Below are 15,920 nucleotides of genomic sequence, written 5' to 3' on the forward strand. Positions count from 1 at the left end.
ATTTTTATTATAAGTTCAGTTTAGATAAAGGGTTCTTATTAATTGCATTCTTAAGATCTTCATCATCTAGGTGGGTGTAAATTTGTGTGGTAGATACTGAGACATGTCCTAAAATATCTTTTAGGGCTCTTATGTCAACATCTCCATACTTATACATTAGAGTTGCAGCGGTGTGTCTTAACTTATGGGTTGAGTATATACTTGTGTCAAAGCCGGATTTCTTGAGGTATTTGTCTATTGTAGCCTGGACAGCTCTATTTGAAATTCTCTTTTTCCTAGTAGATATAAATAGTGCATTTATATTATCGTCTTTAAGATAATCAGACCTAATTATAATATAGGAATTGATGAGGTCTAAGCAATTTTTGGTTAAATAAACCGTGCGCTCTTTATTCCCTTTTCCTATAATATTGAAACTATCTTTATTAACATCAGATAAGTCTATACTTACTAACTCTGATAGACGCATGCCGGTGGTTAAGAAGGTAAAAACCATAGCAAGATCTCTAGATCTTAAAAATTCATTCTTTTCTTTATTTATTTCGTTAAGTAAGACCTCAGTCTCTGCAAGAGTTAAATAAACAGGTTGTCTTTGGCTGATTTTAGGGTTTGTGAGTTTGATGGCGTTGTTAGTATCTATGATTTCAATTTCATTGTACATATATTTATAGAAAGATTTGATAGCTGAAATTTTTCTTGACCTAGTGGTAGCTGAATCATTTTTATCATTGTCTAGATAAGAGAGGAATGCATAGAAATCTTGCATGGACATCTGTTCGAAAAACTTACTATCTATATAGGAATTTATTTTGGTAAAATTAAAATTTTTAATGTAAGAGTCTTTGTCTCCAGAATATATTTTTCTTATAATTTCAAATTCGATAAACATCATAAGATCATATTCATATTCCTTAATGGTAGATACAGAAAGACCTTTAATGGATTTTAAATAGTTTAGGTAATCTATAAGTATAAGGGGTTTAACAAATTTTTCCATAATTACTCCTGATAATATTTATAAAAATCTTAAAAATGACTTCACATTAATATTTATATAGGTATTATACTCAAAGTTTAATCAAAAACAAATTATTGCACAAAATTGTTATTTTGTGCAATAATTATTCGGCTTAAGTACATCCTATTCTCAGACTTTTTTGAAGAAATGTTTCATTGGATAAGGTGATTTTCATGATGCACTTCTACGGATTTTTTAGTATGATTGTATCATTTGTAATTTAAACTTTGATCAAGTTGGAACTTAGATTTGAATTTTTTTATTTTTTCAAGTTAAAATCCTTAAAACTAATTTTCATTAGAGATTGAAAATATACACGCTCTATTTTGACTTCTAAGCGATTTTAAATTTTTAATGGTGTATTTATACCTTTAAAATTCCACTAAAAAACTGCCAAATCACTTGGCAGTTTGTTTAAATAATTAATTAAACATTATTTTGCAAAATCTATCGCTTTGGACTCTCTTAATAAGTTCACTTTGATTTCACCTGGATACTCTAATTCATTTTCGATTTTCTTTGCAATATCTCTAGCTATTACAACCATTTCGTCATCTGATACCTTGTCTGGTTTGACTAATATTCTTAGCTCTCTACCAGCTTGTAGAGCAAATGATTTTTCAACACCATCGAATGAATTTGCAATTTTTTCTAGATTCTCAAGTCTCTTGATATAATTTTCAAGACTTTCACGTCTAGCACCTGGTCTAGCAGCGCTTATTGCATCTGCTGTTTGAACTAGGATTGATTCAACGCAATTTGGTTCAACATCTCCATGATGTGATTCTATAGCGTTAACTACGTATTTGTTTTCGCCGTATTTAATAGCTGCTTCCACACCCAGTGTGATGTGTGTACCTTCTTGTTCTTGGTCTATAGCTTTTCCAAGATCGTGTAGCAACCCACCACGTCTAGCTAATTGAGCATCGGCACCTATTTCTTCAGCTAGCATTCCAGCTAAGAGCGCTACTTCTACAGAGTGATTCAAGATATTTTGACCGTAGGATGTTCTAAATTTCATCTTGCCCACCAGCCTTATTAACTGTGGATGAAGATTCATTATTCCTACTTTTTCTGCAGCTGCCTCACCATCTTCTATGATTCTAGCTTCTACTTCGTCTGTAGCCTTTTGAAGCATTTCTTCAATTCTAGATGGATTTATTCTTCCATCTTGAATTAACTTCTCTAGTGCAACTTTGGCTATTTCGCGTCTTACAGGTTCAAAACATGATATCACTACTGCTTCTGGAGTATCATCTATTATAAGGTCTACTCCTGATGCTTGTTCGAAAGCTCTTATATTTCTACCTTCACGACCTATAATTCTACCTTTCATTTCATCTTTTGGAAGGGAGATTACAGATACTGTATTCTCTGAAACTTGCTCTGGGGCAAATCTTTGGATAGTGGTAGCTAATATTTCTGTTGCAATCTTCTTACTTTCAGATTTAATTCTTTCTTCAGCTTCCTTTATCATTCTAGCTGATTCGTGAATTGTCTCTGATTTTACTCTAGCTAATATAATTTCTTTAGCTTCATTGTTGGTTAGTCCAGCGATATTTTGTAGCTCCAACTCTTGTTGTTCTATTAACTTGTCAATTCTTTCTTCTTTTTGTTTCAATTTTTTCTGATCACTAGAGATTTGATCAGACTTCTTGTCAATCAATAAAGATCGATTGTCTAAACTTTCTTCTTTCTTTATCAAACGTGCTTCTCTTTTGTTAAGTTCGGCTCTTGTTTGATTTAGCATTTCTTCATTTTCAGATTTCAACTTTGATATTTCATCTTTAGCATCGATTAGAGTTTCTCTTCTTAATGCTTCTGCTTGTTTATTAGCGTCATCTATGATTTGCCTACTTAAATTTTCGGCACTACCAATCTTAGATTCACCAATTTTCTTACGATAAAGATAGCCAAAATAAAAAGCTAACAATACGAAGGCGACAACTATGATGAGAACAACTATTGGATTTAAATTATCAAACATCATATCACCTCCAATAATATGGAAAATTCATTCCAATAATTATTATACCCGATTTTTATAATTATACGAAATAGTTTTCATTTGAAATAAAAAAAGCAGCCTAAGCTACTTTTTGTGAGGTATTATCCTTGCAGGAGAGCCAACTGCAGTTGAATCATTTGGAACATCAGTAAGAACAACAGAGTTTGCCCCAATCATGCTGTTATCTCCTATGTGAATATTGCCTAGCAATACAGCACCAGCTCCTATCATTACATTGTTACCGATAGTTGGATGCCTTTTAACTTTTTTATTTGTAATTGCGCCTAGAGTTACTGAATGATATATTAAGACATCATCACCAATTTCAGCTGTTTCTCCAATAACTGTTGCCATTCCATGGTCTATGTAACATCTGCGTCCTATTTTAGCTCCTGGATGGATTTCAATACCAGTTTCCATTCTAGCTTTATAGGCGGTTTCCTCTGCCTCATACAATTTACCCTCTAGATATAAATTATGAGCAATATAATGGGCTAGTAGAGCCTTAATTCCAGCAGAGAAGAGGACTGCCTCCTCTTTACTCTTTAATGCTGGATCTTTTTTTAGGGCGTTTTCTATTAATTCTTCTTTATATTGGTTATAATTTAACATTTCCGTATAACTCAGTTGATAGATATCTCTCACCCGTATCAGGTAGAACAGTTACCACAACTTTCCCCTCTCCTAATTTATCTGCTATCTCTATAGCGCCTTTAACATTGGCACCCGATGATATACCAACAGCTAATCCTTCATTATTTGCTAAAAATCTAGACATTTCTATTGCATCATCACCTTTTACATCTACTATTCCATCGACTATATCAAAATCAAGGTTCTTTGGTATGAAGTTACCACCTATACCTTGGATCTTATGGCCGCTGGCCTTGCCTCCTGATAAAAGTGGACTTTCAGCAGGTTCTATAGCGTATATTTTAGTGCTTGGATTTACTTCTTTTAATTTTCTACCAACTCCTGTTACAGTTCCTCCTGTACCTACTCCTGCTATAAAGGCATCTGGACTAATTTCAGCTAGAATTTCAGGCCCAGTTGTTTCATAGTGTGCTTTGATATTAGCAGGATTTGAAAATTGGTCCGGCATGAAATAGCCGTTTTCTTCAGCTAATTCTTTAGCTTTATCAACGGATCCTTGTAATGCGCCTTCTGTAGTTCTTATGACTTTAGCGCCATATGCCATAGCAAGTTTTGCTCTTTCTATACTCATAGATGCAGGCATAGTTAGGATTAAGTTGTAACCTTTTGCAGCTGCTAGAGCAGCAAGGGCTACACCAGTGTTACCGCTAGTAGGTTCTACAATTGTTCCGCCTTTTTTTAATTCTCCACTTTTTTCTGCTTCTTCTATCATGTAAAGAGCAATCCTATCCTTGATTGAACCAGCTATATTGTTTTTTTCTACCTTTACATAAATATCAGCTCTTCCCTCTTTTTTAAGAGAATTAAGCTTTAGTAAAGGTGTGTTTCCTATTAGTTCTGTTGGATGATTTTTAATAGTCATAAATATCCTTTCTTTTTATATATAATCATTAACAAATGATTTAAAGTGTTATTTCTTACATTTTTACTATACTTTAAAAAGCAATCTTTTAAAATTTTTATAAAAAAAGAGCACAAGGCTCTCTATATTAAGTATTTTAATTTAATTGAGGTGCTTTCCCAGCTTTTCTTAATTTATCTAACTGTTCCAAGGCGAATTTTAATGAGTCTTCAGGTGCTTTTGCTATTTTTTTCATTTTTGTTTTACCAAATAGGTTTGTATAAGAACCATCTGCCCAAAAGATATTTCTTTTAAACATTGCTGTAATTAGAGCATAAATTGGATTTAGAAGATTTACAAATGCAAAAGGGAAGAAGTTTATAGGGCTTACACCTAGAGTTTTCATTTGGTATGCACCGCAAGCAGTCCAAGGAAACATTACAGCCCATAGGGTGCCTGCATCTTCTAGAGTTCTTGATAACATATTACGAGAAAGTCCAAGTTCATCGTACTTATCTTCGTATAAAGGAGCTGGTACTCCAATTCCTAAAAATTGGTCACACATGGTAGCATCACAGAAAATTGATGTAAGCATGGTTAAACCTACTAGACCACCAACTGTATCAATTTTTTCTTTTAAGTGAGAGAAAAGTTTCTCAATTATACCAGCTTTTTCTAATGCTCCTCCAAATGAAACTGCCAGGAGTATGAGATTAACTGTCCACATTTGATTATCCATTCCTCCTTTTGCAAGTGCCTTGTCTACAAAGTCGTTTCCCGTTTCTATACTTGGTCCGTAGTGAAGGATAGTAAATATTTCAGCAAGTGATCTTTGCTTTTGAAAAATCATTGAAAATACTAAGCCAACGCATACAGAAATAATTACTCCAGCAAGACCTTCAATTCTTAAAACACAAAGTAAAATAATTAATAATATTGGCAAAAGAACTAGTGGATTTAAATTAAAATTGCTTACGAGTGCACTTTTTATTCCTTCAGCTATATTTGGATCATAGTTTACAACATTAGCCCTAAGTCCTATTAGGCTATAAAGGATAAGGGAGATTATAAATACAGGGCCTGTTGTAGAAACCATTGCTGTTACGTGATCAAATAATCCTGTCTTAGCAACACCAGCTGCAAGGTTCGTTGTATCTGATAATGGAGAAAATTTATCTCCAATGTAAGCTCCTGATATTACCATGCCAGCAGTTATTGCAGGATTTATTCCAAGGCCTTGGCCTATAGTCATAAAGGCTATACCTATTGTAGCTGTTGCAGTCCAAGATGATCCACATGACAGACTGACAAGAGCTGTTATTATACACCCAATTGGTAGAAAAAGTTTTGGATTTAATAACTCTAAACCGTAGTAGATTAGGGCAGGTATTGTTCCAGAAATCATAAATGATGATATTAATAAACCAACAGTTAATAATATTAAAATGGCATCGAGAGTTGTTTTAATTCTATCTATCATTCCATCAAGCATTTCTCTAAAGCTTCTTCCACACATAAGCCCTACAAGAGAAGCTACCATAATTCCGCAAATAAGTGGAAGGTGAGCTGCATCATAAATATTTTCCTCACCATTTTTGGCGATTATAAAGACATAAATCATTAGACTTACGATGGTAAATATTGGAAGAACTGCTTCAAATAAATTTGGTAGTCTAATTTTAGTTTCATTTTTCATAATAACTCCTTAAATACATTATTGTAATAAATTATCTCTATATATACTACACTTTATTGATAAAAAAATCAACTATTAATTTAATTTATTATTTAAATAACTCATTACTTAGATTAGTGAACATCAATAGTCATTAGCTTCTCCTACTATATAGGCTGAATTTAGAGGCCTAAGCTTATATTTTTTAATAAAAAAATCTCTCACAAGGCATTATTCTACACCTTATGAGAGATTTATTAGAGATATAATCTCCTAATATTAAATTATAGGTTCATTTGACCTGCTACTTCTGCTGCGAAGTCTTCTTCTTTCTTTTCAAGACCTTCGCCTACTTCAAATCTAGCAAATCTTCTAATTTTGATGTTTTCTCCAACACCATTAGCTGTATCTCTTAGTAATTGTTCTATTGTTTGATCAGGATTTTTAATGAATGCTTGATCTAATAGGCATACTTCAGAGAACCATTTTTTAAGTCTTCCTTCAACCTTTTTCTCAGCTATCATTTGTTTTTTATCTTCTGGCATATTATCATTTGCCTCATTCATAGCTTGTTTGATTAGGATTTCTTTTTGTTCAGCTACATCTGCTTCATCAGCATCTGCTTCTGATATATATTTAGGATTGCTTGCAGCAATGTGCATAGCAAGGTCTTTAGCAAATTGTTTAACAGAATCTGTGTTAGCTGAGAAATCTGTTTCAGTATTGATTTCTACAATTACACCAATTTTATCATTGTGGATGTAAGAACCAATTACACCTTCTGCAGCAATTCTACCTGCTTTTTTATCAAGTGTAGCTTGACCTTTTTCTCTAAGGATTTTTTGAGCCTTATCTATATCGCCGCCAGCTTCTTCAAGGGCCTTTTTACAGTCCATCATTCCAGCGCCAGATCTTTCTCTTAATTCTTTAACTAATTTTGCACTAATTGCCATCTTTTACCCCTTTATTATTCTGCTTCGTTTTCTTCGAAAGCTTGTGTTTCGATTTCTTCAGCTGCTTCTTTTAGATCTTCATCAGAAACTTCATCTTCTGTTTCTACAGCTTCATCAGCTTCTTCTAATTCTTCTTCATATGCATCTTCATCTGCTGATGGATCAAATTCGTTACCTTGATTAGCTTCTATTACAGCATCTGCCATTACTGATGTTATTAGTTTAACTGCTCTTATTGCATCGTCGTTTCCTGGTATTGCAATATCAACTAAATCTGGGTCACAGTTTGTATCAACAATTGCAACTACAGGGATTCCAAGAATCTTAGCTTCGTGTACTGCTATTGATTCTTCACCTGGATCTACTACGAATAACACATCTGGTAGTTCAACCATATCTTTGATACCACCAAGGTTTCTTTCTAGTTTATCCATTTCTTTTTGGTATTGTAGAACTTCTTTTTTTGGTAGAAGATCAAATGTGCCATCTTCTTCCATTTTTTCATATCTTTGAAGTTTTTCTACGCTTTTTCTGATTGTTTTAAAGTTTGTGAGCATTCCGCCTAACCATCTGTGAGATACATAGTATTGACCAGATCTCTTTGCTTCAGTTTGGATAGAGTCTTGTGCTTGTTTTTTTGTACCTACGAATAGAACCTTACCTCCGTCAGCTACTATATCTCTAATAGCTTTGTAAGCATCTTCTATTTGGTTAGCTGTCTTTTGAAGATCAACTATATAGATACCATTTCTTTCTGTGAAGATGTATTTTGCCATTTTAGGGTTCCATCTTCTAGTTTGGTGTCCAAAGTGTACACCGGCTTCTAATAATTTTTTCATTGAAACTACTGCCATATTTACCTCCGTTTGTTCTTCCACTTATTTCAACTGGTTATATAACCTTTTAGGCAACGATATAACCATCCCTAAGTGTGATTGTTGTAGTACTGATATAGTATACCCTTAAAAACCTATATTTCAACACTAAAACATAGCTTCTACAAAAGATTTTGAATCAAATTTTTGTAAGTGATCTATTCCTTCACCTACTCCTATATATTTTACAGGTACTTTTACCTCTACTTGAAGTGGGAATATTACCCCTCCTTTGGCTGTACCATCAAGTTTTGTAAGGATGAGTCCTGTTATATCAGTAACATTTTTAAATTCGCGCAGCTGACTTACTGCGTTTTGTCCAGTAGCTGCATCAAGAACTAAAAGATTCTCTCTATGTGCATTCACAGCGTGGGTGTCTATAGTTCTATTAATTTTATCAAGCTCCTGCATAAGATTTTTCTTATTATGAAGTCTACCAGCTGTATCGCATATTAGGACATCAACATCATTACTTCTAGCAGATTTAATAGCATCAAATATTACTGCCGAAGGATCAGCTCCTTCTTTATCAGCAATCATCTCTACATTTGCTCTATCAGCCCATTCACCTAGTTGCTCTATAGCTGCTGCCCTAAATGTATCAGCTGCTGCAAGCATAACTTTTTTGCCTTCTTTTTTGAAATTATTCGCAAGCTTACCTATAGTTGTTGTCTTTCCTACTCCATTTACTCCTATTACAAGTATAACAGTTAAATCTCCATCCTTATAGGTGATTGAATTATCAAGGTTGTTTTCATCTAGCTTGCTAATCATTATTTCTTTAAGAAGAGGATAGATTTGATCACTTTCTTTTATTGATCTTTTCTTTATTTCATCTCTAAGTGTATCTACAATTTCAACGGTAGATGTCATACCAATATCAGCTGATATTAAGATTTCCTCTAAGTCATCATATAAATCATCGTCGATTTTAACATTTCTTGTAAATAAATTTTTAAGATTTGATGTAAAACTATCTCTAGTTTTTGTAAGTCCTTTTTTTAGCCTATCAAAGATTGATTCGCTCTTTTCTATAGGTTCATCTTCTTGGTATTCTGAGCTTGAATTAGAAACACCCTCATCCTTTGTTAGGTCGATGAACCTTCCTGACTTTTCTTTATTATCATTATCTTTTTCTAAGTTTTGATTTTCTTCTTCTTTTTGGTCATTGAATTTATTGTAGTCATTATAGGAATTATAGGCATTGTAATCATCATTATCTATATTATTATCAATAATTTCAGCTTCTTCTTTTTCAGAATTTTCTTCATTAGAATCTAACTCTGATTTTTTATCTATTATTTCTTCCTTTTTTTCAATTTCATCTTTTTTCTTTTTTCTTCTTAAAAAATCAAACATTTATACTCCTTAATTCATATTAGCTGGATTGATAGAAACTATAAAAGAAGTATCTTTATTTTCATTAATGAAATCATTTCTTACCAATTTTATACACTCTCTAACTTCTTCTATATCCTTATCAAAGACCTTCATAAGAATATTATACCTGAATTTATTATTTATTCTGGATATCTTACATGGATTAGGTCCTATAATTTCAACATCTAGTAGTTTTGAAGTTATTTTTCTTAATTCATCTGTCATTCTTTTTGATATTTCTATAGTTTTTACTCTATCTGTATTTACTACTCTTATAGATATTAAATTTTTATATGGTGGATAGGCAAATGCGCTTCTAATATTTAGTTCACTCTTTAAAAAGCTAGAATAATCATTATTTTTAACTGCTTGAATAACAAAATTATCAGGTTTATAAGTTTGAATTATCGCTCTTCCTAATTTAGCTGACCTTCCTGCCCTGCCAGAAACCTGGGTTAGGAGCTGGAAGGCTGTTTCTTGTGCTGAAAAATCGCCAACATTCAAGGAAAGGTCGGCTGCGATAATACCAACTAGAGTTACATTTTCAAAGTCAAGACCCTTTGCTATCATTTGCGTGCCAATAAGTATATCAATATTTCCATTTTTCATATTTTTATACATATTATCGTATTTGGCTCTACTAGTTGCGACCATAGAGTCCATTCTAAGAATATTTGCACCTTTAAATAAGGACCTTACTTCCTCTTCTAGTTTTTCAGTACCAGCTCCAAATTCCTTTATTTTTTTTGAATGGCAGTTTGGACAAATTGTAACTTGGTTTTTAGTTCTACCACAATAATGGCAAACAAGCTTATTAACATTTTTATGATATGTCATTGCGACATCGCAGGCTTCACACTTTACGACATAGCCGCAAGATCTACAAAAAGTAAAGGAATCATGTCCTATTTTATTTAGAAATAAGATGGTTTGTTCGTGGTTTTTAAGATTTTTCCTTATTTCTTCTTGTAATCTCAATGAAAGCATAGAATAATTAGAATTTTTAAGCTCTTCCCTCATATCGATAATTGATAAATCAGGCATGACTTTATTTACCCTTTGTTTGAGAGTTAAGATTTCATATTTTCCATCCATAGCATCTTTCATCGTATTTATCGATGGTGTAGCTGATGCTAGTATTAGTTTGGCTTTTTGGTAGTTTGCTCTAAAGTTTGCTATATCACTTGTATGATACTTTGGATCTTGGGCTGATATATATGATTTGTCATGTTCTTCATCTATTATTATGGCGCCCAAATTTTTAAATGGAGCAAAGATTGCTGATCTGGCCCCTATGGCTATTTTTACTTCACCATTTTTTATCATTCGCCATTGGTTAAATCTTTCTTTTGGAGTTAGCCTTGAGTGCATAATTGCTATTTTTTGTTTAAATCTACCCACAAATCTCTCTATGGTTTGAGGTGTTAGGGAAATTTCCGGGACCAAAATGATGGCTTCTTTACCTTCTTTAATAGTTTCTTCTACAACTTGTAAAAATATTTCTGTTTTACCAGATCCTGTTACACCGAATAACAAATATTTACCACTATCTTTTGACTCTATTTTGTTAAAAGCCTTTGCTTGCTCTTCATTTAAAACATGGCTTTTGTAGTCTTTGTGGTCGACTATTAGGGATTTTTCACTTTCTTTTTCAAATTTTTCAATAATATTTTTATCTTCTAGAGATTTTATTGATGAAGTACTTGCAGAGGTGGCCTGTAAAAGAATTTTTTGTTCACTAGTACCATTTTCCTTAAGATATGATACAATTTCTATTTGTTTTTTAGCATTTTTAGGCAGTGAAGCTTTATTATCTATAAGCTTAATAAAGGTATCGTAGGATACTTTATGTTTATCTTTAGCATCATATATAAGCTTTACCATATCTTTTTCTAAATAGGAGTAAAGTTTATCTAATTTATCTGGAAATTTTTCTACAAATTCTTCTTTAGATTTTTTACGGGATAAGAATTGTAGTATTTCGTCATCGCTTTTTATTTTACTCTGATAATAAGTATTGATTTTATCAATGCTAGTTGTTGGCAAAACTTGCTTTAAAGATAGCTGAATTGGAGAAAGATATGTCTTTGACATATAGAAAGCTAGGTCGATTAATTCATTATCAATTAGCTTATTTTCATCAATTATAGATATAATATCTTTTGTTTTAAAATCTTCATCAAGTTCATCAATTATTTCATAAACAAAAGCAACGCTAGTCTTATTGCCCTTACCGAATGGCACTAAAACTCTCATTGCTCTTTTTAATTTATTATTTAATTTTTCTGGTATATGATAGGTAAAAGACCTATTTAAAAATCGGCTCTTACTATCAATAATTACTTTTGCGTACAATATATCACCTTAACAAATCCAATATTTTATTTGCTAGCTCACTTTTTGGCATTATATCTAAATTTTTGACTTCATCCTTAGATATAATAGATGCAACATTAGTATCTACATCAAATCCTGCCCCCCATTTTGTTAAGTCATTAGCTATTATATAATCAAGATTTTTCTCATTTAATTTTTTATTAGCATTTTCAATTAAATTATCTGTTTCTGCTGCAAAACCTATAATTGCTTGTTTATTCTTAATTGACCCAAAATATTTTATGATGTCTTGATTTTCAACCAATTCAAGATTGAGGCTATTACCAGTTTTCTTTAATTTTTTATTGCTTACATACTTAGACCTATAATCTACTGGAGCAGCTGACATTATTAAAGCATCAGAATCTTTAAATTCTCTTTCGATAGCCTTCTTCATTTCTAAATTTGTTTTTACTTCTATTCTCTTTATGTCATTAACTTTAAATGGATTTACGGGTCCTGATATAAGTACTACATAGGCTCCACGTTTTCTAGCTTCATTTGCTATATTATAGCCCATTTTACCACTAGAATTATTCGATATGTACCTTACAAAATCTATTGGTTCGATGGTAGGTCCTGCCGTAACTATTATTTTTTTACCTGCTAGATCCTTGTTTGTAAAATAGGAATCTAAGTAGTCAACGATTTCGGATGGCTCTTCCATTCTACCATCTCCTACAGTATTACAGGCTAGTAGACCTGGTTCAGGTTTAATTATCTTTACTCCATCATCTTCTAAGGTCTTTAGATTTCGCTGTGTAGCCTTTGCCTTAAGCATATTGGTGTTCATTGCTGGTGCAATAATTACATCCTTATCACAAGCTAAATAAGATGAGGTGAGAAAATTATCAGCAACACCATTTACCATTTTTGCTATAGTATTTGCACTTGCAGGAGCTATGAGCATTAAATCAGCCCATTTTACTAATTCGATGTGGTGGACAATTTCGTGGTGGCCTTCAAATAAATCGGTATATACCAAGCATCTTCCCATTGTTTCGAAAGACAAGGGACTTATAAACTCAGTAGCAGATTTTGTCATTATTATTTTAAGATTTACATCTCTTTTTTTTAGCTTTGAGCAGAGGTCTAAAACTTTATACGCTGCTATTCCTCCGCTTACTCCTAAAAGTATATTTTTGCCCTTAAGCATCTTATCTATTTTTCTTAGTAACTTTGCCTTCAATTATTTCATGAAGTGCTTGGGTAACTGGTTTTGCTTCGACTTCTTTTGTAAGTGGAGCAGAACCGTTTACTATTCTTCTTGCTCTTTTTGCGCACATCATACAAATTTCATATCTACTTGGGCTTACTTCTGATAATGTTTTAAATGATGGGTTTTTCATTAATTCTCCTCAAATTCAATATTTTCTTCTCTAAAAACTTTGTGTTTTTCAGCATTGATTATTTCATTTACTGAAGTAATTGCTGAGTTTAAGTGATCGTTTACTACTAAGTAGTCGTAATCTTTGATATGTTCAAGTTCTTTTCTTGCATTAGTCATTCTGATATTTATATCTTCGTCTGTCTCTGTACCTCTACCTACAATTCTTCTTTTAAGTTCTTGCAAGCTAGGCGGTGCCAAAAAAATAAAGACTCCATTATCAGTATTCTTCTTGACATTAAGAGCTCCCTGGACATCTATTTCTAATATTACTATTTTTCCTTCGTTAATTTTATTTTCCACAAATTCTCTGGGAGTACCATAGTAATTGTTATGGACATGAGCGTATTCAAGGAAAGCACCTTTTGAAATCATATCTTCGAATTCTTCATGCGTCTTGTAAAAGTAGCTGACTCCTTCAATTTCACCATCTCTTTTTTTTCTTGTGGTTGCTGATACTGAATAAACTAAATTACTTTGTGTATTCATCAAGTCATGAAGGACGGTTCCCTTTCCTACTCCTGACGGACCTGATATTACCAATAAAAATCCCTTTTTCATCGCTCCCCCTTGTTTAAATTATTTTACTTTTATATGGATTTACTTCAAGTATGATGTTATCTTAGTGTATAATATAAATGAGGTGAAAATATGAGTTTTGATGGAATAGTTACTAGAAAAATTGTAAACGAATTAAAAAAAGAGATTCTTGGAGGAAAAATTCAAAAAATTTCTCAGCCTTCTAGATATGATTTAGTCTTAGATATATATTCTATGGGTAAATCTTATAAATTATTGATAAGCGCTAATAATAATGAGGCAAGAATTAATTTTACAAATAAAAAATATGAGAATCCCGAAGTTCCTGATAATTTTTGCATGGTTTTAAGGAAACACCTAAAACAAGGCAAGATACTAGATGTTAAACAAATAGGTCTGGATAGAATTGTGGAAATATCTGTAGGATCTATAGATGAAATGGGATTTGACACTAGCAAGAAGATTATTGTTGAAATTATGGGTAGACACTCAAATATTATTTTGACCAACGAATCCTATAAGATAATTGATGCAATAAAAAGAGTAAACCAGGAAATGTCTTCTATTAGAGAGATATTCCCGTCTTTAGAATATCAAAGAATACCTAGTGATAAGATTGATATAACCGATGATAACTTTAATCTAGATATCCTTAGCCTAGATAAAAATATTCCTGATAGCCAGGTGCCTTTTAAATTATTTTATCAAAACTACGAGGGTTTTTCTCCTATAGTTGGAAAAGAATTAATTTATAGGGCTAGTATTGACCCTAGAATAAATTGGGGTCTTGTAAGTGAAGATGAGAAAACTAGGCTAAACACATTGTTTTTAGAGCTTAGAGATAATATTATTAAGGGAAATTTGTTAGCTTTTGATTATAGGGATGATAAAAAAATTAAAGAATTTCATTGTCTGAAATTAACACAATTAAATTTTAAAGAAAATGAATATGAATTTATGAGCCAAGCTATAGATGATTTTTATTCTTTAAATAAAGCGAATGATAGGTTAGATCAGATGAAGTCTGAATTGTTAAAGAAAGTTTCTAGTCATAAAAAATCAGTCAATAAAAAAATTAATATTCTGAATAATAATATCTCAAAGTTACAAAGTGCTGATGAAGCTAGGAAAAAAGCTGACTTACTAGCAGCTAACCAATATAGGATTGAAGAAAAATCTAGAGAAGTAGTCTTGGAGGATTTTTATAACGATAATAAAGCTATTAAAATTAGTTTAGATCCTATGAGATCTCCATGGGATAATATTAATGATTATTATAATAGAGCTAAGAAAATAAAATCGTCTGTAAGCTATGCAAAAAAAGATTTACCAAAACAAGAAGAATTATTAAATTATCTAGAACAACTTTATGATTTCATTAATAGAACTAGCTCAATATCTGACTTAAATGAAATCAGAGAAGAAATGATTGATAATAAACTTATTAAAAGAAAGACTAAAAAGAAGAACAAAGTTAAGTTGTCAAAACCTATGCATTTTAAGACTATAAATGGATCTGATATATATGTTGGTAAAAACTCTAAACAAAATGATTATATAACTCTTAAACTTGCTAGAAAAGATGACTTATGGTTCCACGTAAAAGACCTTCCAGGTTCTCATGTAATTTTAAAAGCTGATAAGATCAATCAAGAGGATATAATAGTTGCTTCCTACCTAGCTGCACTAAACTCCTCGGTTGCTAGTGAAAATAAGGTGGATGTAGACTATACTGAGAAGAAAAATGTTAATAAAGCTAAAGGTGCTAAAGAAGGAATGGTTTATTATGAAAACTTTAAAACTATAACAGTAGACATGAGTTTTGACATAAGTCAAAAAGTTGAAAAATTGGCATAAAAAAAAGCGGTTCTTTATTTCAAGGACCGCTTTTTTAATATTAGATTTAATTAATTAACTGCTTCTTTAAGAGTTTTACCAGCTTTGAAAACTGGAGCTTTTGAAGCTGGGATTTGAATTACTTCATCAGGTTTTCTTGGGTTTCTACCTTCTCTAGCTTTTCTGTCTCTTACTTCGAATGTACCAAAACCAACTAATTGAACTTTGTCTCCTGCTACTAAAGCTTCTTGAACTGATTCTAAGAATGCGTTAAGTGCTTTTTCAGCTTCGACTTTTTTAAGCCCACTTTTTTCTGATATACTATTTAATAATTCTGATTTATTCATATTTCCTCCTATAAATCAACATGATATCTG

The 15,920-nt window shown here is 32.0% G+C and carries 14 protein-coding genes; 1 reads left to right on the forward strand and 13 read right to left on the reverse strand.

The features are described 5' to 3' along the window. Positions 1-7: 7 nt before the first annotated feature. The 12 genes from C8269_RS02395 to gmk form a co-directional block, all read right to left on the reverse strand. On the reverse strand, positions 8-997 hold the full coding sequence (locus C8269_RS02395) for a tyrosine recombinase XerC (RefSeq protein WP_106460260.1): 990 nt from the start codon (positions 995-997) through the stop codon (positions 8-10). A 454-nt stretch (positions 998-1,451) separates the two neighbouring features. Beyond that, on the reverse strand, positions 1,452-3,008 hold the full coding sequence (gene rny / locus C8269_RS02400; RefSeq protein ID WP_106460261.1) for a ribonuclease Y: 1,557 nt from the start codon (positions 3,006-3,008) through the stop codon (positions 1,452-1,454). A 102-nt stretch (positions 3,009-3,110) separates the two neighbouring features. Further along, the gene (gene epsC / locus C8269_RS02405) at positions 3,111-3,638 is read right to left on the reverse strand and encodes a serine O-acetyltransferase EpsC (protein WP_106460262.1); all 528 of its coding nucleotides are present in this window, start codon (positions 3,636-3,638) and stop codon (positions 3,111-3,113) included. Further along, positions 3,625-4,542, reverse strand: coding sequence for a cysteine synthase A (cysK, locus tag C8269_RS02410; protein WP_106460263.1), 918 nt, complete (start codon positions 4,540-4,542; stop codon positions 3,625-3,627). The genes epsC and cysK overlap by 14 nt, the downstream gene beginning before the upstream one ends. Positions 4,543-4,678: 136 nt before the next feature. Then, the gene (gene nhaC, locus C8269_RS02415; RefSeq protein ID WP_106460264.1) at positions 4,679-6,217 is read right to left on the reverse strand and encodes a Na+/H+ antiporter NhaC; all 1,539 of its coding nucleotides are present in this window, start codon (positions 6,215-6,217) and stop codon (positions 4,679-4,681) included. Between the two features lie 263 nt (positions 6,218-6,480). Further along, a complete protein-coding gene (gene tsf / locus C8269_RS02420; RefSeq protein ID WP_106460265.1) occupies positions 6,481-7,149 on the reverse strand; it encodes a translation elongation factor Ts in 669 nt (222 codons plus the stop codon). Between the two features lie 14 nt (positions 7,150-7,163). Beyond that, positions 7,164-8,003 (reverse strand): 30S ribosomal protein S2, encoded by an 840-nt coding sequence (gene rpsB / locus C8269_RS02425; RefSeq protein ID WP_106460266.1) that lies wholly within the window; start codon positions 8,001-8,003, stop codon positions 7,164-7,166. A gap of 129 nt (positions 8,004-8,132) precedes the next feature. Further along, positions 8,133-9,383, reverse strand: coding sequence for a signal recognition particle-docking protein FtsY (ftsY, locus tag C8269_RS02430; RefSeq protein ID WP_106460267.1), 1,251 nt, complete (start codon positions 9,381-9,383; stop codon positions 8,133-8,135). A 9-nt stretch (positions 9,384-9,392) separates the two neighbouring features. Next, the gene (priA, locus tag C8269_RS02435; protein WP_106460268.1) at positions 9,393-11,759 is read right to left on the reverse strand and encodes a primosomal protein N'; all 2,367 of its coding nucleotides are present in this window, start codon (positions 11,757-11,759) and stop codon (positions 9,393-9,395) included. Between the two features lie 4 nt (positions 11,760-11,763). Beyond that, positions 11,764-12,936: a bifunctional phosphopantothenoylcysteine decarboxylase/phosphopantothenate--cysteine ligase CoaBC gene (gene coaBC, locus C8269_RS02440; RefSeq protein ID WP_106461114.1), complete on the reverse strand. Its 1,173-nt coding sequence runs from the start codon at positions 12,934-12,936 to the stop codon at positions 11,764-11,766. 1 nt (position 12,937) lies between these two features. Further along, on the reverse strand, positions 12,938-13,129 hold the full coding sequence (gene rpoZ, locus C8269_RS02445; protein ID WP_106460269.1) for a DNA-directed RNA polymerase subunit omega: 192 nt from the start codon (positions 13,127-13,129) through the stop codon (positions 12,938-12,940). Continuing rightward, positions 13,129-13,728 carry a guanylate kinase gene (gene gmk / locus C8269_RS02450; RefSeq protein ID WP_106460270.1) on the reverse strand — a complete coding sequence of 200 codons (600 nt, stop codon included), beginning with the start codon at positions 13,726-13,728 and terminating at the stop codon, positions 13,129-13,131. The genes rpoZ and gmk overlap by 1 nt, the downstream gene beginning before the upstream one ends. 90 nt (positions 13,729-13,818) lie before the next feature. Here gmk and C8269_RS02455 point away from each other — a divergent pair, with 90 nt between their 5' ends. Then, a complete protein-coding gene (locus C8269_RS02455; RefSeq protein ID WP_106460271.1) occupies positions 13,819-15,564 on the forward strand; it encodes an Rqc2 family fibronectin-binding protein in 1,746 nt (581 codons plus the stop codon). A gap of 50 nt (positions 15,565-15,614) precedes the next feature. Here the strand turns inward: C8269_RS02455 and C8269_RS02460 are convergent, their stop codons facing one another. Beyond that, the gene (locus tag C8269_RS02460) at positions 15,615-15,890 is read right to left on the reverse strand and encodes an HU family DNA-binding protein (protein WP_106460272.1); all 276 of its coding nucleotides are present in this window, start codon (positions 15,888-15,890) and stop codon (positions 15,615-15,617) included. Positions 15,891-15,920: the final 30 nt, after the last annotated feature.

The sequence above is a fragment of the Anaerococcus sp. Marseille-P3915 genome (genome assembly GCF_900258475.1).
GTDB lineage: Bacteria > Bacillota > Clostridia > Tissierellales > Peptoniphilaceae > Anaerococcus > Anaerococcus kampingae.

Coding starts and splice junctions, on each gene's coding strand:
- rpsB (WP_106460266.1), bottom strand. CDS start 8,003: ATGGCAGTAGTTTCAATGAAAAAATTATTAGAAGCCGGTGTACACTTT.
- C8269_RS02395 (WP_106460260.1), bottom strand. CDS start 997: ATGGAAAAATTTGTTAAACCCCTTATACTTATAGATTACCTAAACTAT.
- epsC (WP_106460262.1), bottom strand. CDS start 3,638: ATGTTAAATTATAACCAATATAAAGAAGAATTAATAGAAAACGCCCTA.
- cysK (WP_106460263.1), bottom strand. CDS start 4,542: ATGACTATTAAAAATCATCCAACAGAACTAATAGGAAACACACCTTTA.
- C8269_RS02455 (WP_106460271.1), top strand. CDS start 13,819: ATGAGTTTTGATGGAATAGTTACTAGAAAAATTGTAAACGAATTAAAA.
- rpoZ (WP_106460269.1), bottom strand. CDS start 13,129: ATGAAAAACCCATCATTTAAAACATTATCAGAAGTAAGCCCAAGTAGA.
- gmk (WP_106460270.1), bottom strand. CDS start 13,728: ATGAAAAAGGGATTTTTATTGGTAATATCAGGTCCGTCAGGAGTAGGA.
- nhaC (WP_106460264.1), bottom strand. CDS start 6,217: ATGAAAAATGAAACTAAAATTAGACTACCAAATTTATTTGAAGCAGTT.
- coaBC (WP_106461114.1), bottom strand. CDS start 12,936: ATGCTTAAGGGCAAAAATATACTTTTAGGAGTAAGCGGAGGAATAGCA.
- C8269_RS02460 (WP_106460272.1), bottom strand. CDS start 15,890: ATGAATAAATCAGAATTATTAAATAGTATATCAGAAAAAAGTGGGCTT.
- ftsY (WP_106460267.1), bottom strand. CDS start 9,383: ATGTTTGATTTTTTAAGAAGAAAAAAGAAAAAAGATGAAATTGAAAAA.
- tsf (WP_106460265.1), bottom strand. CDS start 7,149: ATGGCAATTAGTGCAAAATTAGTTAAAGAATTAAGAGAAAGATCTGGC.
- rny (WP_106460261.1), bottom strand. CDS start 3,008: ATGATGTTTGATAATTTAAATCCAATAGTTGTTCTCATCATAGTTGTC.